Here is a 20,380-nt window from a genome sequence, read left to right as displayed (position 1 = left end):
CTTAATTCCCTCCAAGTTTTTTTACTAACTGAACGAGCGTATGACTAACTTGACCAAGTGGTATTGTATAATCAACAAGATTTGTTTCAACGGCTGCTTTTGGCATTCCATACACAATTGAACTATCCTTCGATTGACTAATAATTATTGATTGGGAATCGTGTTTTTTCAACTGAATAATTCCTTCCTTTCCGTCCTTACCCATTCCAGTTAAAATGACAGCAATTTTATTTACTTGGTCAATATGTGCTAAGGAACGAAATAGGACATCGACTGATGGACGATGAATATGATCATTTGGTTCAATACTTAGCTGTATGACTTGTTTTGTAGCGATTTGTTTAATTGTCATATGTTTTCCACCGGGGGCAATATATGCCGTTTTTTCTTTAATCCTCTCACCATCTTCCGCTTCTTTTACATGAACAGGAGATAGGTGATTAAGACGTTCTGCTAAGGATTTAGTAAAACCTGGGGGCATATGCTGGACAATTAATATCGGTGTATTAAAATCGTCTGGTAAATTCGTTAAAACGGTTTGTAGTGCTCGCGGTCCCCCAGTCGATGTACCAATCACAATAAGTGATTGATAGCGATTTTTCTCCATCGTCATGATAGGCGAAAGATCTGAGATTTTAGCGATTTGTTCCTCTGTTGGTAGTAGCTCTGTACTTGTCGTAATCTTATTGATTAATTCCGTTTGCAAGCAATCAAATGTTGCATCATCGAGTTCTCCCCGAGGTTTTTTGATAAAGTCCATAGCACCTGTCTTTAAAGCCTGTTTAATAGCTGAGCGGCCGTTTGGTGTATCACTACCAAATACAATAACGGGTAAGGATTTTTTAGCTAACATATTTTTCAATACGCGTGCACCATCCATAGCCGGTATTTCTAAATCGAGTAAAACAATATCAGGTGAATATTTAATCACTTTATTAAATCCTTCAACACCATTTGTAGCGACTGCGACGACTTCAACTTGTCGTTCCGAAAGAGATTTTAAAACCATTTGTAAAACTTCTGGAGAATGAATAATAACGACGATTTTAATGGACGACATACAGGTTACCTCTTTCTTAGAAACGTTTTAAGTTTATCAATAAACGATAACGGATTATTTGCCGTTTGTTCTACCGAGTCACTTGTTGATGTATAAAGGTCGACAAGGCGTTTAATTGCTTGAGATGCTCGAGATCGTTCATTTAATAGAAGATATGGTGTTTGTTTAATAACGGCTTTTGTAACTTGTGTATCATATGGAATGACACCCCTTATCACAATGTTATAGTTCAAAAACTTCTCAACGATGTGTTGAAATTGTTGGGCAGTTTTTTCACCTTTCCTCACTTCAGACACTCGATTCATGATGATCGACATTGGTAACTTCTCATTACGTTGGAGTAAATGTTTAATCATGCTGTAAGCATCTGTTATCGCAGTCGGCTCAGGTGTTGTGACAACAACACATTCATCAGCAGCTAGAATAAAAGACACACTCCATTCATTAATACCTGCACCCATATCAAATAAAATATAATCGAACTGTCTGACCGCTTGACTATATTCTTCATAAAAGAAAGAGAAGTCTTGTTCATTCATAGAAAAAATGTCTAGAAGACCTGAACCACCAGCAATAAATGATAACCCGTTCGGTCCGTTCTGTATAATATCTTGAAGCCGATAATGCGACTCTAATAGATCAACGATTGAATACTGAGCTTGTAACCCTAACATAACTTCTATATTACCCATCCCAATATCTAAATCTATTAATAGAACGCTTTTATGTCTTTTCTGTAATTCTATAGCGAAATTAAGTGCGATATTTGATTTACCAACACCACCTTTGCCACTAACAAAGGCGATTGTCTTCGCTAAGGGATGTTGTTTTACTGAATCTAATTGTTGACGCAGATTTGTAGCTTGATCATGCATTCAAGTAATCCTCCATAATGAGCTCGCTCATTTGTCTTGAAGTTGGGACCATAATATCATCCGGGACAGCTTGTCCATTCGTTATATAGGCGATTTTTTTTTCATGTCTTATAGCAAATGAAATCATACTACCATATTGGCGCGTCTCATCTAACTTTGTAAATATTAATTCCTTGATTGGAATATCGGCAAATTGTTCACCGATATAGCGTAAGTCATTCGGTTTAGCAGTCAAAGATAAAACGAGATAAATATCGATATCTTGATGGAAATTAATCCTATTTTTTACTTCATTCATATATTTATCTTCACGAAAGTTTCGCCCAGCCGTATCGACTAAAATTAAATCGTATATCATAAATTTCTCAAGTGCTTTTTTATAATCCTCAACTGAATAAGCAACTTCTAGTGGAGCATCTAATATTTTGGCATATGTTTTTAATTGTTCTACTGCAGCAATTCGATATGTATCTGTTGTAATAAATGCTACCCTTTTTTTATGTTGTAGGATGCTCTTCGCAGCTACTTTAGCTAACGTTGTTGTCTTACCAACACCTGTTGGACCAACGAAATGGACTATCTTTTTATCATAGGTAATACCTTCACCTACATAATGGAAGAGTTGATTTTCAATTTCATTCAACGTATCTTCCCCGACGATGTGTCTTGTTATTTCTTTTTGTTTAAATTGGTGCTTTTCCATCACTGCTTTTATCATACGTTCGGCATGATTATGGTCCATTTCTTGGTAGATTAAATATTCATAGACTGCTTGATATTGGTCTGGGAATATAACAGATTGTGTTTGGGTTTGATCTTGAACATAATTTTTCAATTGTCGTATTTCTTCTAAAATATGATTCTCTACCAAACGCGTCTGTTTGATTGGTATTTTCTGAGTTGCTTTTTGACTATTTATACCATGTTGGATAGGGTTTGGATCCCGTCCAGCAATCACTTCTAGCTTTCTTTTTTTAAATAGCCCTAGAAATCCACCTTGCTTTACTTCCTTCGACTGTAGTATAACTGCATCAGGCCCTAGCTCTTTACGAATGAGTTGTATCGCTTCAGGCATGTTCTTGACAACAAATCTTTTCAATTTCATTTAACATCCACCACCCCTATGCTTTGGACTTCGACATGTGCTTCTAGTTCGTTATACGACAGGACAACCACTTGTGGAAGAAAGCGTTCCAAGAGTTGTCTCACATACATTCGAATCGGAGGTGAGCAAAGAATAATTGGTGTTTCTTGCTGTATAGATAGCTGATCAACTTGTTCTTTAACAGAATGCAAAATTTGTTCTTGATAGCTCGTGTCCATCGCCAAATAATTTCCATGCTCGGTTTGTTGGATACTTTCGGCAAACAACGTTTCAACTTTTGCAGAAAGGGTTACTACTTTTAGTGATTGATCTTCTTTAACAAATTGCGATGTAATTTGTGATGACAAAGATTGTCTCACATACTCTGTTAATAAATCAGAGTCATTTGTCATTTTCCCGTAATCTGCCAATGTTTCAAAAATAACGGGTAAATTACGAATCGATATATTTTCCTTAAGTAACTTACTTAATACTTTCTGAATATCTCCAACAGCCAATGGATCAGGAGTCACTTCGTCTACTAAAATTGGATATGATTCATTGAGATGGTCAATCAGTTGTTTTGTTTCTTGTCGCCCTAGCAAATGATGCGCGTGTTTTTTAATTATTTCTGTTAAATGGGTTGAAACAACAGATGGCGGATCAACAACTGTATAGCCTAACATCTCTGCTTCATCCTTTAATTCCTCACTAATCCACTTAGCCGGTAAGCCAAATGCCGGTTCTTTCGTTTCAATTCCATCGATACTGTCGTCTTCCAAATCAGGTGTCATTGCTAAATAATGATTCAATAACAATTCCCCGCTATCAACTTCATTACCCTTAATCTTAATTTTATATTCATTAGGATTTAATTGGATATTGTCACGAATCCTTACAACTGGAATGACAAGTCCTAGCTCAATCGCTAATTGTCTGCGAATCATCACGACACGATCAAGTAAGTCGCCCCCTTGCTTCGTGTCAACTAATGGGATGAGCGCATAACCGAACTCAAATTCAATCGGATCCATGCTAATCAGTTCCACAACATTTTCTGGTGCTTTCATTGCCTCTGACTCTGATTGATCCTCTTCTTCTAAAGGATCTTCCGTACCCTTTGCAGGTTTTTTCAACAATAAATAACCTGACAGCGCTAAGACACTTGCAATTGATGTTGTTAAGAGAAAGTTAATTGGCGTTAGGCCAAGCAAGAAAATGGTTCCAGCTGCAATAAATAAAAGTCGAGGGTATTGTAAAAGTTGATCTGTTACATCACTACCTAGATTTCCCTCTGTAGATATTCTTGTCACGACAATGCCCGTAGCAGTCGAAATCAGTAAGGCTGGGATTTGACTTACTAAGCCATCCCCTACCGTTAATCGCATAAATGTATTAATAGATTCTTGAAAAGTTAAATCCATTTGGACCATACCAATAATAATCCCAAAGACAATATTAATTAAGACGATAATAATACCTGCTATGGCATCGCCTTTAACAAATTTACTTGCGCCATCCATCGATCCATGAAAATCTGCTTCATTTTCAACTTTTTCTCTACGTTCTCTTGCCTCATGTTCTGAAATAAGACCCGCGTTTAAATCGGCATCAATACTCATTTGTTTACCAGGCATCGCATCTAGCGTAAATCGTGCCGATACTTCTGAAACACGTTCGGCCCCTTTTGTTATAACTAAAAACTGGATAATGACTAAAATAATAAAAACAACAAAACCAACAAGTGGATTATCTCCAATAACGAAGCTTCCGAATGTATCAACGACACCACCAGCGTCAGCCTTAGATAGAATAGACCTTGTCGTCGATACGTTTAAACCTAAGCGAAACAATGTTAATAGCAACAAGAGAGAAGGGAAAATGGAAAATTGTAACGGCTCTTGTGTATTCATCGAAACAAGGATGACGATAAGCGCCAACGAAATATTGCATAAGATGAGGACACTTAATAACCAACCTGGTAGCGGAATAACAAGCATAATAATAATTAATATAACACCTAGTAATACTGATAAATCTTTAGCCTTCATCGATTTCTCTCCTTATTGCCTAGCTTTTTTTCTACTCGGTAAACATAGGCTAACACTTCGGCAACGGCCTGAAACATTTGTTCTGGAATGCATTCACCAATATCGGTTTGATGGTATAGCGAACGCGCCAATGGCCGGTTTTCTACTGTGATCACATTATGTACTTTTGCAATTTCTTTAATTTTCAAGGCTAGATAATCTGATCCCTTAGCCACCACATATGGTGCTGGTGCTTTTGTTTCATCATACTTAAGTGCAACGGCGAAATGCGTCGGGTTTGTAATAATCACATCAGCCTTTGGAACATCACTCATCATACGTTGCATAGCCATTTGACGTTGCTTTTCCTTTATTTTTGATTGAATCAGTGGATCCCCTTCAATATTTTTATGTTCATCTTTAATATCTTGTTTTGACATTCGCATGTTCTTTTCGTAATCATAACGTTGATAGGCATAATCAAATACAGATAAAATTAGTAGTCCAATTGAAGCTGAAATACCCATGATGATCGTTGTTTTACCGAAAAACGCTGTCGCTCCATATATATCTTTAAAAGCGAGCATCATCATATCATCTTTATAGATCCAAATAACCATAAAAGTAATAGCGGCGATAACAACAATTTTCAATAATGATTTAAGCAGTTCAACAAGAGCACGGATAGAAAAAATCCGCTTTGCCCCTTGAACGGGATCGATTTTTTTTAAGTCGAATTTTAATGGTTCTGTCGTAAACAAAAAACCAATTTGCAATAAGTTGGAGCTAAGTCCAGCGATAATAGCGATCACCATAATAGGAAGTAGCCATTTGGCGACTGCGAACGTCGCTTCAGAAAAAATCTCATGGACGGATTGTTCGGTCACGTCCCTATGAATGTTCTCGGTAAATGTATGGGTATATAAGGACATCATCCCATCGACAATCTGTGGTCCAAATACGAATAGAATAATAAATGAAAACAGTAATAAAATGCCGGTATTGACATCTTGGCTTTTAGCAACTTTCCCTTTTTTACGTTCATCTTGTCTTTTTTTCGGTGTTGCTTTTTCGGTTTTTTCTCCAGCAAAAAATTGTAAATCAAGTCGTAACACCTTAGGCACCTCCGATTAGCTGCATTAAACCATGTAATGTTTCGAACATTGTTTGAAAGAGCTTTTTTGAAAGTGAAATATAAAGTGCCATGAAAAGGAACAACACGATAAAACTGACAAAAATCTTTAATGGTAATCCGACGACAAAGACATTCAGTTGCGGGACAGTCCTTGCAATAATTCCAAGTGCCAAATCCACTAAAAAAAGGCATCCAACAATCGGTATAGCAATCTGAAAAGCAATAATAAACATTTGACTAAACGTTTGGATGATAAATGTCACGATAGATTCTTGATTGAATGTGATCAGTTTATCAATTGGAACAACTTGAAAACTTCCATAGATACCATCGATTAACAAATGATGCCCATCAACCGATAATAAGAATAATAGTGAAATCATATAAAAGTATTGGCCAATGATCGGACTTTGAGCACCAGTTTGTGGATCAACAACATTCGCAATGGCAAATCCCATTTGAAAATCAATGAAGCCACCAGCAATTTGAACAGCGGAAACAACCATATAACTGAGCCAACCAAGCATTAATCCGACAACTATTTCCTTTAAAAAGATAATGATATAAGGCTCCTCAAAAACAAGTGACGTTAGTGGAAGCGTAGCGGTAAAGACTAGAGCTAAGAAAAAACTCATTCCTATTTTAAAAAGAGTAGGAACCGTTCGATATGAAAACAATGGCGTGACGATAAAGAATGCCAAAATCCGGACAAGCACAAGTAAAAACACAGGGAACAATGATAAATTTAATAACTCTAACATCATATCTTTACCCTACAAATAAGTTAATATTTTTATAGAGTTCGACTGTAAATTCGACCATTTTAGATAGCATCCACGGTCCAAAAAACACCATTCCTACTAAAACAGCGATGATTTTCGGTATAAATGCTAACGTTTGTTCCTGTATTTGTGTTGTTGCCTGCAAGATACTAACTAATAACCCGACAGATAATGCAAGTATTAAAAGCGGCCCCGTGACTTGAATGATTGTCCAGATTCCCTTTTCGGCAAGTCCTAAAACAAATTCCGTTGTCACCAGATACACCTTCTTTATATAAATTAAAAACCGGATAAGATAGAATGCGTAATTAAATACCAACCATCAACAAGAACAAACAATAATATCTTAAACGGTAATGAAATCATAACGGGTGGTAACATCATCATCCCCATAGACATTAAGACACTAGCAACCGCCATATCAATAATTAAAAAGGGAACAAAAATCATAAAACCCATCTGAAAAGCCGTTTTCAATTCACTGATAGCAAACGCTGGTACTAATGCTGTAAGTGGAATTTCCTGAATGGACTCCGGTTTTTCCAACTGACTGTAGTTCATAAATAATGCTAAATCTTTTTGACGTGTATGTTTTGCCATGAATTCTTTCATTGGTTCACTTGCCCGGTCATATGCTTCATCAAGTGTTAATTCATCATCAAATAATGGTTTTAATGCATCATCATATACATCTGAAAAAGTGGGCGCCATAATGAAAAAAGTCATAAATAGCGCCAATCCGATTAACACCTGGTTCGGTGGCATTTGTTGCGTTGCCAAAGACGTACGAACAAATGATAAAACAACAATAATTCTCGTAAAGCTTGTCATCAAAATTAAAATAGCCGGTGCAAGTGATAATACCGTAAGTAATAATAATAGCTTAATTGATGTCGCAATTGATTCTGGATTCGAACTAGAAAAGAGTTCTATCATATCATTCATTTACATCTTTCCCTTGATCATGCTGCTGTTTAATCGTTTCTCTTCGTTGTTTCATTTTCGTTAATTCTTCTTGAAACAATTTAGAAAAATTGTTGTTCTCTTCTGTGTTAGGCTGTTTTTTTAATCTTTCTAAAAGCTTAGCAGGTGTGTAAGTCTGTTTTTGGCTAGCACGATCGAGCAATTCTTTTCTAGTTGCTACATCGTCAATTTCTTGAAGTAATTGGACATTATCCCCTACACCAATGAGATACATTTTTTCACCAATACGAATGACTTGAATTGATTTATTTTGACCAAGTGGTATGCCTCCAAGATTTTCCAATGTATTTGAGTGTTGAAACAAACGATTTTTCTTATTTAGAAATTTAAGTGATAGATAGATTAGGGCAAGTATCAAGCCTAATAGAACGATTGTTTTAATAATCCCACCTATTAAACTTGACGTTCCCGAAATCGACTTCGTCGAATCAACTTGCTCAGGCGTTTCTGTCTGGGTCGAATCATCTGTTTTTTCTTGGTCTAACCAATCCTCCACATTTGTTTCTGCATAAGAAATAATCGGAAATAAGATGAATATCATGATTCCGATTATCGTGACGATCGTACATCTTTTATGACTCACTTTTTTCATAAGTGTCTACTCCAAAACTTTTTGAATCGCTTCAATAACACGATCTGCTTGAAAGGGTTTAACAATAAAGTCTTTTGCCCCTGCTTGAATGGCATCAATAACCATTGCTTGTTGGCCCATTGCCGAACACATTATAATTTTAGCGGCTGGATCTTTTTCTCTAATTTTCTTTAATGCAGTAATCCCATCCATTTCCGGCATTGTAATGTCCATTGTAACTAAATCAGGTGATAGTTCTTCATACTTTTCAACAGCTTGTGCACCATCTTGTGCTTCACCTATAACTTCGAAACCATTCTTTGTTAATATATCTTTAATCATCATGCGCATAAATGCAGCGTCATCAACAATTAATATTCTTTTACCCATGAAAACTCCCCCTATTTCAAATTCATTATTCGATCTGACTGATTCATAATATCTGTGATCCTTACACCAAAATTTTCATCAATGACGACAACTTCACCTTTAGCAATTAATTTTTCATTGACTAAGATATCGACGGGCTCACCTGCAAGCTTGTCGAGTTCGACGATAGAACCTGATGTTAAGCTTAATATATCTTTAACGGTTCTTCTTGTGCGTCCGAGTTCTACTGTGACTCTTAGTGGAATATCTAAAAGCATATCCAGGTTTCTCTGTTCTTGTTTCTCTAACTGAACATTTGGGAATTCCGAAAGCACAGCTTTTTCAACATGGGCATTCCCTTTGTTAACAGGTTGTCCGATAAACTGACTTGATTGTTGGACTTTTTGGTCTACTTGCGTAACCGAAACTGGCTGTTCATTTATTACATCATGTTCTTGTTCACCAATAACAGTCTCTGTTGCACTTATTTCTCGTTCTGCTTGTGACATATCTAATAGCTCATTAGCCATTTCCTTTGCAAATGGGAATGGAATCACTTGCATGATTTTTGAATCGACTAAATCACCCACTTTTAATTGAAAGGCTACTTTTACTAATAATTCGTTATCACCGAGCGAATTCATTTTTTCTAACTCTTCCACTGTCTTTGTTTCTATTTTCGGTGGTGAGATATCAACTTTCTTTTCAAAAACAGTCGACATACTCGTTGCAGCGGTTCCCATCATTTGATTCATTGCCTCTTGAACAGCACTAAGATGGATTTCGTTTAACTCTGATTCAGGGTTTTCTCCAGTTCCACCAAGCATAATATCTGCGATTACAGCTGCATCATGTGTTTTAATCACAAATAAATTGTCTCCTGAAAATCCTGCTACATATTGTACTGAGACACATACATGGTCAAAATTAAACGTTGCATTTATATCAGCTCGGCTAACAATTGAAACTTCAGGTGTCGTTATTTCAACTTTTTGGCCAAGTAATGTTGAAAGTGTTGTTGCTGAACTCCCAAATGAAATATTACCAATTTCCCCAATTGTATCTTCTTCAATGCTCGTTAGGACTTGATCATTATTTTCATCATAATCATCAGATCCTATATTTAAGAGTGCATCAATCTCATCTTGAGAAAGCATTCCATCATCTATCATGCTCTTCTCCCCCTTCTATTTCTTCCAATATCTGAACAGACACATGATGACCTACCTTACCAATCTGTACATTAAATTTAGGAATATCGTTTAATTTCAATGCGATTGGATCCTCTATTGAACGATTTAAGGTAATCAAATCACCGGTGTCTAGATTTAGAAACTGTTGAATATTTATAGTAGTTTCTCCTAGAATCGCTTTGGCTTCTACTGTTGATCGTTTAAGGTTTTCCGATATTTTCGCATAAGCTTCCGGATCCCGTTCCTTCGTTTCCGTCTGCATTTGATAATGTACAGAAAGTTTCGGTATGATTGGTTCTAACACCATATGTGGGATACAGATATTAATCATGCCACTAACTTCTCCAATCGTTGTATTAAAAGAAACAACAACAACCGTTTCATTTGGCGAAACCATTTGGAGGAACTGTGGGTTATTCTCAAATTCGTCTAAGTTAGGATCAATATCTATGAGAGAAGACCATGCTTCTTTCAATATAGTGCTCGTTTTTTCAAATAACTGTGTCATAATAATCGTTTCAATTTCTGTTAATGAATCTACCTTTGCACTACTCGTTCCTTGTCCCCCTAGCATTCGATCAAGCATTGTATAAGCTATATTTGGGTTTACTTCCATGATGATTTTGCCATCTAATGGTTCCATACTAAAAACATTTAATATTGTCATCTTAGGGATTGAACGAATAAACTCTTCATAAGGTAACTGGTCGACAGATGCAACCGTAATATTCACGTAAGTTCTTAACTGTCCAGATAAGTACGTTGTCAATAGACGAGCATAGTTTTCATATATGCGCCCAATACTTCGAATTTGATCCTTTGAAAATCGTAAGGCTCGTTTAAAATCATAAACGCGGATTTTTTTATTTTCTTCTTCTTGTTTCAACTCTTCTGCATCCATTTCTCCGGTAGACAATGCAGATAATAGTGCATCAATTTCGTTTTGTGATAATACTTCATCAACCAAAATCCCACCTCCATTATGGAGAAAATAACGTATTCTATATGTATCTATTGCGTGATTTTACTGATTGTATAAACGTCAGTAATCTTTCCATCGACCATCACTTCATTTAATTTTTCTTGTAATGACTTTTCAATGCCTGTTAAATCTTTTTTAAAATGTTCTTCATCCATAAGAGATAGCTCTTTTAGTAAAATGTTCTTTATTTGAAATTCACGCTTTTCTAATTCTTCTCTTGCCTTCTTCCCATCTGTCAGTATTTGAAATTGAATCCGTACAAAAGTCCCATCATCCAGATCTGTTGTTACTTCAGGTGTTTCATAGGAATACTCTACAATTTCATCGATGGTCATCCCTTTTCCTTTAGTTTCCTCTTTATCAAGAATATATAAAACGATAATGACAGCAACACCAGTTACAAAAACTAATCCGATTAGTGACATGAGCATCACTTTTAAAAACTTATTCATCCAAATCACCAGCTTTCTCAGTAAATGGAACAAGACCAACCTGTTTATAAAATTTAGTGGTCAATTGTATGACTTCTGTCTCTGATTCTTTGACAACAAGTTTCTTACCATTGATTAATGTAATGGTTGTATCAGGAAATGATTGAACTTGTTCAATCATACAGGCATTTAATGTAAATTGATCATTATTAAGACGTGTCAGTTGAATCATTTTTTAATTGGTAGGACTGGGACAAAAAGTGTTTTGTTAAGAAAAAGTTCGAACGAAGTGTATATACACCGCTTCGAATAAATATATCGCTAAAATAATACAATATTTGCCTTTAACTTGAGCATATTATTTTTTCCCAGCCCTCGCCTCCTTGTTATCGTTTTAAATTAACCAATTCCTGTAATATTTCATCCGATGTCGTAATGATTCTTGTGTTGGCCTGAAAACCACGCTGTGCGGTAATCATTTCTGTAAATTCTTCGGCTAAATCCACATTAGACATCTCGAGTGAATTACTAACAATAGCACCTGCACCTGCATCTGTCTCAGGACGCTGTAACGTATTGTAGCGACCCGCATTATTACTGTCTAAAAAGAGATTACTTCCAGCTTTTTCTAATCCTGGTGCATTTGAGAATAAAGCAAGTGCCACTTGCCCTGCCACTTTAGGTTCACCTGTCTCATCAATATATGAAATCGTTCCATTTGTTTGCACACTGAAGCTTTTAAATCCTTCAGGTAACTGAATTCTCCCATGATTATTTGTTATATCATCATTCGTATCATTTGCTTGAAATCCGACTAAGTAGAGTCCTTGTGGATTAACAATATAACCATCTTCATCTAAGTAAAAATTCCCAGCTCGTGTATAATGAATAGCCACATCATCGGCACCATCAGCAAAAATATCATTAGGGATATTCCCACTTGCCACAACGAACATCCCATCACCTTCAATTGCAAAATCAAGTGGGTTATTTGTAGTTTGGCGGAACCCCTGTGTATGAACATTATCGATTGTACCTAATTGTGAGCCAAGACCAACTTGCGATGGGTTTACTCCTCCACGGTTTTCAGTTGGCCCTTGTGCACCTGCAACCGTTTGACTCATCATATCTTGAAATGTTGTACGTCCTTTTTTAAATCCGGAGGTGTTCACATTTGCAATATTATTACCAATGACATCTAATTTTGTTTGAAAGTTTTTCATCCCAGAAATTCCAGCATACATTGAACGTAACATGTTATCAGTCTCCTTTAATATAATTTAACTGTTTCGGTCATTTCACAGTTAGTTGGCTCCCCAATCGGGTCCAGCCTTAATCATTAATAACAATCGCTCCATTGATATTCGTAAAGATTCGATTGCTCACTTCATTGTGATCTAATGCGGTCACAATCGTATTGTTCTTAGTACTTACAAGAAGTGTGGCATGATTTAAAATCACTAATGAATCTGTAATCCCTTTTTGTTTAGCTTGTTGCATATGATGAGCAATTTTTTTCCATTGTTTTTCATCAATTTCTATATTTCTTTCTAAAAAACGCTCTTGGGCATGTTTACTCATCTTGATTTGTTCATCCTTTAATAATTCATTAAACGTTGTCTTATCGTTTTTATTCTGTTTTAAAGGAACAGTTTTTACTGGCATGAAGTGAAATGGTTGAACGTGTTTAACTTTTTCATCCATATGTTTCAATCACTTCCTTTAACGGAATCCCTCACTTCCAGTACCGCGTCTGCATAGACTTGATCTCCGTTTTTTAATTCTAAGATTGCCCATCCGTCTTTTTGACTAACAGCAACGACTTGGCTTGATTCTTTTCCAATTATTTTTCCTGTTTCTTCGTCATGTTGATGATATGTTACAATTTTCTCTATCATATGACTGTACTGTATAACAGGAGAAACGAGCTGACTTTGAACGAGTGTTTCAATTGAATTTGCCATGTTCATTGTTTGTTCCAACGTTGAAAAAGATGCCATTTGTGCGATGAAGTCACGATCTTCCATTGGGTTTAAAGGATCTTGATTTTGTAATTGTGTCATTAAAATTTTTAAAAATTCATCTTTTCCTAATTCAGGACTTGGGACACGTGTTTTTGGCTGATTACTTAAATATAAAGAAGATTTATCTATTGTATTCATCGAAACACCTACACTTTCTCATTCAAAAATTGCTCTAATTCTGTTTCAAAATGATGACTCGATTCCTTCTGCTGCTCTGATTGGTTATGTTCTTGTTCATGTTGATTTTGATTAAAATCTTCCGCTTCTTGTTCTGTTTCGATCGTTTGATTCATAGCCATATCTTGTCTTTCAATTACTACTTGGTGTGGCATGAACAAATGTTTGAGTTGATGCATGTTGGCTTCAAGCGCTTTTTGTGCAACCTGTGTTGTGACAACAATCTTTACAGTCGTTTCACCATTTATTTGTGTAAAACGAAGCATCATCTCCCCTAGATTTTCAGGCCTAAATGAAATAGATAATTGGGTTTTCCCTGGTTTAATCATAAATTGACTCACGTTGATTATCTTCTCTAATTGCTTAATAATCTCTACACCATTATGTTGCTGGGAACCGTGATTCACATGAACAATATATTGTTCAACATTTGACATAGCAACGGGCGGTAAGGATTGAATTGGTTGTTCGATAACTGCTTTTTGTTTAAGGATTTCTTGACTATCAGCTTGATGTGTATGGAATGAATCGCCTTTAGGAATTTGATATTCATTGTTCTTCATGTTGTTTGTTATTAATAATGAGAGCCACTTTGTAATTTCTGATGTTGTAACACGTGATTCAATGCCATATCCTCTTGAAATCAATTGATGATCTCTTTGTTCAAAACGTCGAACAAGTTGTTGCCAAATTTCTAAGGCTTTAGTTGTATTCATTGTCTCCGAAAGTATAGCCTGATTTGAATACACCCTTCCATGGTTTAGCCACTCTTTAACTAATGCGACAGCTTTCATCATTAGCTGTTCGTCATTTGGTTTAGTTATCAGTTCTGCAATTTTTTCGATTGTCTGATATAACAAATCATATGTACCATCAGTCATATTTTCATTTGTTGTTAAGGGCTGTACGTTTTTTATTGGAAGATGTTGTAACATCGAGATAGAAAGAGTCTCATTTTCATCCTTCATCTGCTCTGGTGATATGTCATGATCAGCGATTTGTTTAACATCATCATATATAACGGTAGACATAATATCTCGGATAACATCTTGTTGATTTATTTCATCATCCATCATGTCAAAAATTTGCTGATCTGTTTCTACAAGTGGCTTTGATAGTACGGCTTCTTTTATGCTGTTTTTTCGAGCAAGCTGTTCAGTAAAATCAATATCTTGAATTGGCTTGCTTAATGTTTCTTGTGCTTCAAGCAGGTTATCCATAAACAGTAGTTTATTACCATTTGTTTCCGTGTTATTTTTATGATGTTTCGGTTGATTATGAGACGTAAAGTGATTCGTAAACAATAATTTATCTATCATTTCCCTCACCTCCTCCTAAAGCAGTGATTATTCATTGAAATCAATCAGCTTTTCAGTTAATATGGCGGCTTTTTTAGAGTCCATCGCCTCTAGTATTTTCCCTCGTACTTTATTCGGCATTTTCTTAAGCAAGGATAGTGCTGATTCCTCATTCATATTTTCAATGATTTGCGCCCCTTGCTCAGCCTTCATATCTTTGAACGCCCCAACAAATTGGTCCACTTGATTTGTATCATCTTCTTTAAGATTCCTTGATTCAAGATTCGTTTCGATTGATTTTTCAAGTTTTGCTTGTTTTTGTTTCATTTGTTTTATTTGAGCCTTTAAATCATTATTTTCTAATAATAAATCTTCAATTTCTTGTTCTTTTTCTTTTAAAACTAATTCGGTTTGTTCTTTTTCTAATGCTTCTCGCTTCTCGTTTTCATCAGCTGGTATTAAAGAAGAAATCACCGGAATATTTTTACCAGTAGATTTAACCCAACCCCAAGCATCGAATCCTGTCACCGCAATGATAATAAATGCTAATGTAATAGCTACGATCAAGGGAACAATAATTGCAAAGAAAAACCAAACTAACGGGTTCATTTTATTCTCTTTTTCATTATATTGATTACTCATCTATTTCACCTAGTCGCTAAGTATTGGCGGATTGAAATATCGTCCATTGTCTGAAGCTCTGTTTTCTTAAGTTTTTGTTTTCTATCTTCTTCACGGTATTCAATGATTTTTTCATATTTTTTAACTTCAACATAGGCATCCGTTAATTGGGTTTGTTTTGTTTCCATATCTTGTCTTGCCATTTGTACATCATATTGTACTGCCGCAATTTGCTTTGTTAGTGTATTGATATAACGGTTTTGCCTTCTAATTTCTTCGATTGTCATGTTGCCTTGAAGCGATGTATCATATGCTTGTTCGGCGTCTTCTTTCTTTTTCAGTAATGTGTAAAGATTCATAGCAACGTCTTCAAAATTCTCCATAGACCGATGATAGGCTTTTTGGGCATTCTTTTTTTCTCTTTCTTTTAAATCAAGTAGTTTAGAAAACACATTATTAGTGGTCATTAATGATTCCTCCCATGAATCAGATCACCCATCATTTTTACTGTTTCTTGAAACGAATGATAATCATTAATACCTTGTTTTAAAAATGCTTCTATTTTGGGTTGCATTAGAATAGCTTGATCGATATCACGATTAGTTCCTTTTTTATATGCTCCAATTTGAATTAATTCTCGATTTTCTTCAAACGTTGCTAGGAAGTTACGCATTTGTTGAGCCGTTTTAATATGATCTGTATCGACAATTTGATTCATGACACGACTTATCGATTTCAATATGTTGATAGCCGGAAAATGACCTCGTTCAGCTAATTTACGATCTAAAATAAGGTGGCCATCCAATATCCCTCTAACTGCATCAGCAATCGGATCATTCATATCATCTCCATCAACAAGAACTGTATAAAATGCTGTTATCGTCCCTTTTTCACCGGTTCCTGTTCGTTCTAAGAGCTTTGGTAATATATTAAAAACAGATGGCGTATAACCCTTTGTTGTCGGTGGCTCACCTGTTGCAAGGCCAACTTCTCTTTGCGCCATAGCAACACGGGTAATAGAGTCCATAAGTAAGTTAACAGCATATCCTTGATTGCGAAAATATTCACTAATAGCTGTCGCTGTATAGGCACCTTTAATCCGCATTAAAGCGGGTTGGTCTGATGTAGCAACAACTACAATCGATTTTTTTAAGCCACTTTCACCTAGTTCTTTTTCAAGAAATTCCCGAACCTCACGACCACGTTCTCCAATTAAGGCGATGACATTAATATCGGCATTACTATTTCTAGCAATCATACCTAATAGCGTACTTTTTCCAACACCACTACCTGCAAATAGCCCAATCCGTTGCCCTTTTCCAACCGTTAATAGTGAGTCGATTGACTTGACACCAGTTTGAATCGGCTCATTAATTGGGCTTCTAAGCATGGGGTTAGGCGGGATTTGATCGGTAACATAATCTTGCAGTCCATTTGGTAGAATGGTTTGATCTAAGTTTTTTCCTAATGGATCGATAACATGACCTAATAAACTTCTTCCCACTTTAATAGTTAATGGCTTACCTGTTGATTCCACTAAACAACCTGGAGCAATTTCATTGACTTCTGTATAAGGCATTAAAATAATTTTATCCTCTTTGAACCCAACAACCTCTGCCATAACTGGCTGTTTTTGTTCATTTTCTGTATGGATATAGCATACCTCACCGATATGGGCGCGTGGACCAAGTGATTCAATCATAAGCCCAATAACCTGAATCACTTTACCGTATGATTTATAAGTCGTTGTTTCTTCAATTAATGATGTAATTGCTCCTATATTCATTGACGATTCTCCAATACGAATTCATTTAAAACATGTCGTATTTCATTTAGCTGGGTGTCAATTCCGATATCTAACATGCCGGCTTTATGTTCGATTTGGCATCCGAAATCTGGCAAATCTTTATTAAGTTTAATAGAAAGCTTACTATCATGCTCTAATATGCGCATGAGCTCATCTTTTTGTTCTAGCATCATCCCAAATTGTTGTTCTGAGACATGGATTGTAATCAGCTGCTTGTTTTTTATATCCGTAATCGCCTTTTTTACAAGTTCTTGAAATAAGCGAGGATCGTCTTTTAATGTATGTTGTAAAATTTTACTCGCTATGTTTACAGCGATATGAAGGATATCTGGTTCTGCTTGAGCAATTGTTTGATCATAGTCTTCTAGGGCTTGATGGCTTAGTTTGTTTATATGTCGTATCGCTTTATCGTATTGTTCGCGCCCTTGTTGTTCACCTTGATTAAATCCCTCTCTATATCCTTCTTTATGAGCCTGTTCTTTAAGCAGCTTCTTTTCATCCGCCCATTTACTTTTTTCTTCTTGTATTGTTCGGTTTGTCGCATCTATAAGTTGTTTTTGTTGCTCTTTTATCTGCTCTAGTTCTGTTTTAGCGTGTTTTACTTGTTCGAAAAGATTACTAGATTCATCATCTATTTGTTCTTTTTTTAGAACATCTCGAACAGAAGGTTGAATGGGCTTAATCTTAATCTGTCTTAGCGATATATTAGACAATGATATCGTCTCCTCCACCGCGAGCTATAATGATTTCACCAATTTCTTCTAAGCGACGTATAACAGATACAATGCGAGTCTGTGCCTCTTCAACATCACGCAATCGAACGGGGCCCATAAACTCCATTTCTTCTTTGAATGTTTCTGCCATTCGTTTTGACATATTTTGAAAGACGAGTTCCTTTACTTCTTCGCTAGAAACTTTTAAAGCTAATTGCAAATCTTCATTATCAACTTCACGAATCACACGTTGAATGGCTCGGTTATCCAATATGACAATATCTTCAAAGACAAACATCCGCTTTTTAATTTCTTCGGCTAATTCAGGATCTTGGACCTCTAATGCGTCTAAGATTGTTCTTTCTGTACTCCGATCGACTCCATTAAGTACTTCAACAACGGCCTGAATACCACCTGCTTGTGTATAATCTTCTGTAAAGGAAGACGAGATATGGCGCTCTAGCACATGTTCAACTTGGCTAATGATCTCTGGTGATGTAGAATCCATCGTTGCAATTCGTTTTGCTACATCCGCTTGCACTTCTTGTGGTAATTCAGACAGAATTTGTCCCGCTTGTTCTGGATCCAAATAGGATAAAACAAGTGCAATCGTTTGTGGATGCTCATTTTGAATAAAATTAAGTACTTGTTGTGGATCAGCTTTTCTAGCAAAGTCAAATGGACGTACTTGTAAAGATTGGGTTAGCCGATTAATAATATTTGATGCTTCTTGCTTCCCAAAAGCTTTTTCTAAAACTGTTTTCGCATAACCAATGCCGCCTTGAGATATAAAGTCCTGAGCCTGGACGATTTGATGAAACTGATCAATAATTTCCTCTTTTATATCTGAATCTACCTTTTTCACAGACGATATTTCTAAACTTAATTTTTCAATTTCCTCTTCAGTTAGATATTTATATATTTGTGCAGAAATATCAGGGCCGAGGGATATTAATAAGATTGCTGCTTTCTGTCTACCAGTTAATGTACTTCGTTTTCTTGCCATGATATCCCTCCTATTCTTCCCCAATCCAGCTTCTTAATAGTTTTGCGAACTCTTCTGGTTTTTCTTTTGCCATTTTTTCTAATTGCTTTCTCCGGACGACTTGGTCTGAATTCTGATCAATTTCTATGTCACTAATAGATGTTTCTTCGTTTTTAATCATCGGTACATCTTCAACATAGTCCATTTCCGTTTCAGATGCTCGTTTACGGCGAACTAAGAGAATGATTAATATGATAACGAGTAATAATAATCCTCCGCCGACGAAATAGACCCAGGTTGGCAATGACTGTGATGGTTCGCCTGTTGTTAAAGGCTTTTCGGTAAATTCTTGAAAAACAACAGAAATATGACCTTCATTTATGACATCTTCACCAACTTCGTCATTTTCATATGTTTTATCAATTGATGTTTGCACCATTGATTCAAGTATGCTTGCAATGCCTTCTTCGACAACATTTTGTTCTTGAGCTGTCAGATATTCAATATTCTCACCATCACGTAATCTAACATTATTAACAGCTACTTGAATGCCGAGATCTCTAATTTTGTATGGACTTTCTACAATTTCTTTTTGTATTCTATTAAATTCATTATTTATCGTTTCTTTTACCAGTTCATAATCACCATCAGCCGTCTCATCTATCCCTTGATATCCCGCAATATCTTCTTCTCCTGTACCGGTAATGCCACCAACTTCATCAGGGTTTCCACTATATGTTTCCTGGATCCGTTCGATGCTAACAGGTAACCCTTCCATATTTTCCTCGTCTATCGGCTCAACAATTTCTTCTACTCGATTTTCTTGTGTAAAGTCGATATCAGCAGTAACCGATACAACAACATTTTCACTTCCTACCATCGTAGCTAACATTTGTTGAACACGACGCTGTAAGTCACGTTCGACATCCTTTTTAATGGATTGCTGGTATGTATGTGCATCTTGCTTTGATGCCGAACTCCTTATGTCATCGAGATCGAAATATTCAAAGTACTGGTTCATAATGGCAATATTCTCTTGTGCTAAATTGGGAACGGCTTTTGAAACGAGTGTATATAGCGCATTAATCTGGTTACCTTCAAATTGATATCCTGGTTCTGTATGTAATACGATTGATGCACTTGCAGGTTCGGTTTCTTCATTTACAAACAATGGGTCTTTAGGTATGTTAATCATCACTTGAGCATCTTGAATGCCGTCAATACCTTTTATGAGGTTAGCTAATTCTGTTTGCATAGCA

The 20,380-nt window shown here is 36.1% G+C and carries 24 protein-coding genes; all 24 read right to left on the bottom strand.

The window, feature by feature from the left end; translation table 11 throughout:
* Position 1: 1 nt before the first annotated feature.
* On the bottom strand, positions 2 to 1,060 hold the full coding sequence (gene cheB, locus VIG73_RS09960) for a chemotaxis-specific protein-glutamate methyltransferase CheB (protein WP_331641489.1): 1,059 nt from the start codon (positions 1,058 to 1,060) through the stop codon (positions 2 to 4).
* Positions 1,061 to 1,065: 5 nt separating this feature from the next.
* The gene (locus tag VIG73_RS09955; protein ID WP_331641487.1) at positions 1,066 to 1,935 is read right to left on the bottom strand and encodes a MinD/ParA family protein; all 870 of its coding nucleotides are present in this window, start codon (positions 1,933 to 1,935) and stop codon (positions 1,066 to 1,068) included.
* Positions 1,928 to 3,040, bottom strand: coding sequence for a flagellar biosynthesis protein FlhF (flhF, locus tag VIG73_RS09950; RefSeq protein WP_331641485.1), 1,113 nt, complete (start codon positions 3,038 to 3,040; stop codon positions 1,928 to 1,930). Before flhF ends, VIG73_RS09955 begins: the two co-directional genes overlap by 8 nt.
* A complete protein-coding gene (gene flhA / locus VIG73_RS09945; protein WP_331641483.1) occupies positions 3,037 to 5,070 on the bottom strand; it encodes a flagellar biosynthesis protein FlhA in 2,034 nt (677 codons plus the stop codon). Before flhA ends, flhF begins: the two co-directional genes overlap by 4 nt.
* On the bottom strand, positions 5,067 to 6,164 hold the full coding sequence (gene flhB, locus VIG73_RS09940) for a flagellar biosynthesis protein FlhB (protein ID WP_331641481.1): 1,098 nt from the start codon (positions 6,162 to 6,164) through the stop codon (positions 5,067 to 5,069). The genes flhA and flhB overlap by 4 nt, the downstream gene beginning before the upstream one ends.
* 1 nt (position 6,165) lies before the next feature.
* Positions 6,166 to 6,945 carry a flagellar biosynthetic protein FliR gene (gene fliR, locus VIG73_RS09935; protein WP_331641479.1) on the bottom strand — a complete coding sequence of 260 codons (780 nt, stop codon included), beginning with the start codon at positions 6,943 to 6,945 and terminating at the stop codon, positions 6,166 to 6,168.
* A gap of 7 nt (positions 6,946 to 6,952) precedes the next feature.
* Entirely contained in the window at positions 6,953 to 7,222 is a 270-nt protein-coding gene (fliQ, locus tag VIG73_RS09930) for a flagellar biosynthesis protein FliQ (protein WP_331641477.1), read from the bottom strand.
* Between the two features lie 23 nt (positions 7,223 to 7,245).
* Positions 7,246 to 7,911 (bottom strand): flagellar type III secretion system pore protein FliP, encoded by a 666-nt coding sequence (gene fliP / locus VIG73_RS09925; RefSeq protein ID WP_331641475.1) that lies wholly within the window; start codon positions 7,909 to 7,911, stop codon positions 7,246 to 7,248.
* Positions 7,904 to 8,542: a flagellar biosynthetic protein FliO gene (gene fliO / locus VIG73_RS09920; RefSeq protein ID WP_331641473.1), complete on the bottom strand. Its 639-nt coding sequence runs from the start codon at positions 8,540 to 8,542 to the stop codon at positions 7,904 to 7,906. Before fliO ends, fliP begins: the two co-directional genes overlap by 8 nt.
* A gap of 6 nt (positions 8,543 to 8,548) precedes the next feature.
* The gene (locus tag VIG73_RS09915; protein ID WP_331641471.1) at positions 8,549 to 8,911 is read right to left on the bottom strand and encodes a response regulator; all 363 of its coding nucleotides are present in this window, start codon (positions 8,909 to 8,911) and stop codon (positions 8,549 to 8,551) included.
* Between the two features lie 11 nt (positions 8,912 to 8,922).
* Positions 8,923 to 10,062 carry a flagellar motor switch phosphatase FliY gene (gene fliY, locus VIG73_RS09910; protein ID WP_331641469.1) on the bottom strand — a complete coding sequence of 380 codons (1,140 nt, stop codon included), beginning with the start codon at positions 10,060 to 10,062 and terminating at the stop codon, positions 8,923 to 8,925.
* Positions 10,052 to 11,050 carry a flagellar motor switch protein FliM gene (gene fliM / locus VIG73_RS09905; RefSeq protein WP_331641467.1) on the bottom strand — a complete coding sequence of 333 codons (999 nt, stop codon included), beginning with the start codon at positions 11,048 to 11,050 and terminating at the stop codon, positions 10,052 to 10,054. The genes fliY and fliM overlap by 11 nt, the downstream gene beginning before the upstream one ends.
* Positions 11,051 to 11,094: 44 nt before the next feature.
* Entirely contained in the window at positions 11,095 to 11,517 is a 423-nt protein-coding gene (locus VIG73_RS09900) for a flagellar basal body-associated FliL family protein (RefSeq protein ID WP_331641465.1), read from the bottom strand.
* Positions 11,510 to 11,728 carry a flagellar FlbD family protein gene (locus VIG73_RS09895; protein WP_331641463.1) on the bottom strand — a complete coding sequence of 73 codons (219 nt, stop codon included), beginning with the start codon at positions 11,726 to 11,728 and terminating at the stop codon, positions 11,510 to 11,512. Before VIG73_RS09895 ends, VIG73_RS09900 begins: the two co-directional genes overlap by 8 nt.
* Before the next feature lie 154 nt (positions 11,729 to 11,882).
* On the bottom strand, positions 11,883 to 12,752 hold the full coding sequence (gene flgG / locus VIG73_RS09890; RefSeq protein WP_331641461.1) for a flagellar basal body rod protein FlgG: 870 nt from the start codon (positions 12,750 to 12,752) through the stop codon (positions 11,883 to 11,885).
* A 76-nt stretch (positions 12,753 to 12,828) separates the two neighbouring features.
* Positions 12,829 to 13,200 (bottom strand): TIGR02530 family flagellar biosynthesis protein, encoded by a 372-nt coding sequence (locus VIG73_RS09885; protein WP_331641459.1) that lies wholly within the window; start codon positions 13,198 to 13,200, stop codon positions 12,829 to 12,831.
* A 5-nt stretch (positions 13,201 to 13,205) separates the two neighbouring features.
* On the bottom strand, positions 13,206 to 13,658 hold the full coding sequence (gene flgD, locus VIG73_RS09880) for a flagellar hook assembly protein FlgD (protein ID WP_331641457.1): 453 nt from the start codon (positions 13,656 to 13,658) through the stop codon (positions 13,206 to 13,208).
* 8 nt (positions 13,659 to 13,666) lie between these two features.
* Complete coding sequence (locus VIG73_RS09875) at positions 13,667 to 15,016, bottom strand: flagellar hook-length control protein FliK (RefSeq protein ID WP_331641455.1); 1,350 nt, start codon at positions 15,014 to 15,016, stop codon at positions 13,667 to 13,669.
* Positions 15,017 to 15,043: 27 nt separating this feature from the next.
* Complete coding sequence (locus VIG73_RS09870; protein WP_331641453.1) at positions 15,044 to 15,637, bottom strand: MotE family protein; 594 nt, start codon at positions 15,635 to 15,637, stop codon at positions 15,044 to 15,046.
* 5 nt (positions 15,638 to 15,642) lie between these two features.
* Positions 15,643 to 16,083: a flagellar export protein FliJ gene (gene fliJ, locus VIG73_RS09865; RefSeq protein WP_331641451.1), complete on the bottom strand. Its 441-nt coding sequence runs from the start codon at positions 16,081 to 16,083 to the stop codon at positions 15,643 to 15,645.
* Positions 16,083 to 17,402, bottom strand: a complete 1,320-nt coding sequence (fliI, locus tag VIG73_RS09860) for a flagellar protein export ATPase FliI (protein ID WP_331641449.1) — start codon at positions 17,400 to 17,402, stop codon at positions 16,083 to 16,085. The genes fliJ and fliI overlap by 1 nt, the downstream gene beginning before the upstream one ends.
* Positions 17,399 to 18,136 (bottom strand): flagellar assembly protein FliH, encoded by a 738-nt coding sequence (gene fliH / locus VIG73_RS09855; protein ID WP_331641447.1) that lies wholly within the window; start codon positions 18,134 to 18,136, stop codon positions 17,399 to 17,401. The genes fliI and fliH overlap by 4 nt, the downstream gene beginning before the upstream one ends.
* Positions 18,129 to 19,142 carry a flagellar motor switch protein FliG gene (fliG, locus tag VIG73_RS09850; RefSeq protein WP_331641446.1) on the bottom strand — a complete coding sequence of 338 codons (1,014 nt, stop codon included), beginning with the start codon at positions 19,140 to 19,142 and terminating at the stop codon, positions 18,129 to 18,131. Before fliG ends, fliH begins: the two co-directional genes overlap by 8 nt.
* A gap of 10 nt (positions 19,143 to 19,152) precedes the next feature.
* Positions 19,153 to 20,380, bottom strand: a 1,228-nt coding sequence (gene fliF, locus VIG73_RS09845; RefSeq protein WP_331641445.1) for a flagellar basal-body MS-ring/collar protein FliF, incomplete at its 5' end; no start/stop codon positions are given.

It is taken from the genome of Cerasibacillus sp., assembly GCF_036516575.1.
GTDB lineage: Bacteria > Bacillota > Bacilli > Bacillales > Amphibacillaceae > Cerasibacillus.
The sequence above is the reverse complement of the archived record's forward strand: the minus strand, read 5'-3'. Positions and strand labels throughout refer to the sequence as shown.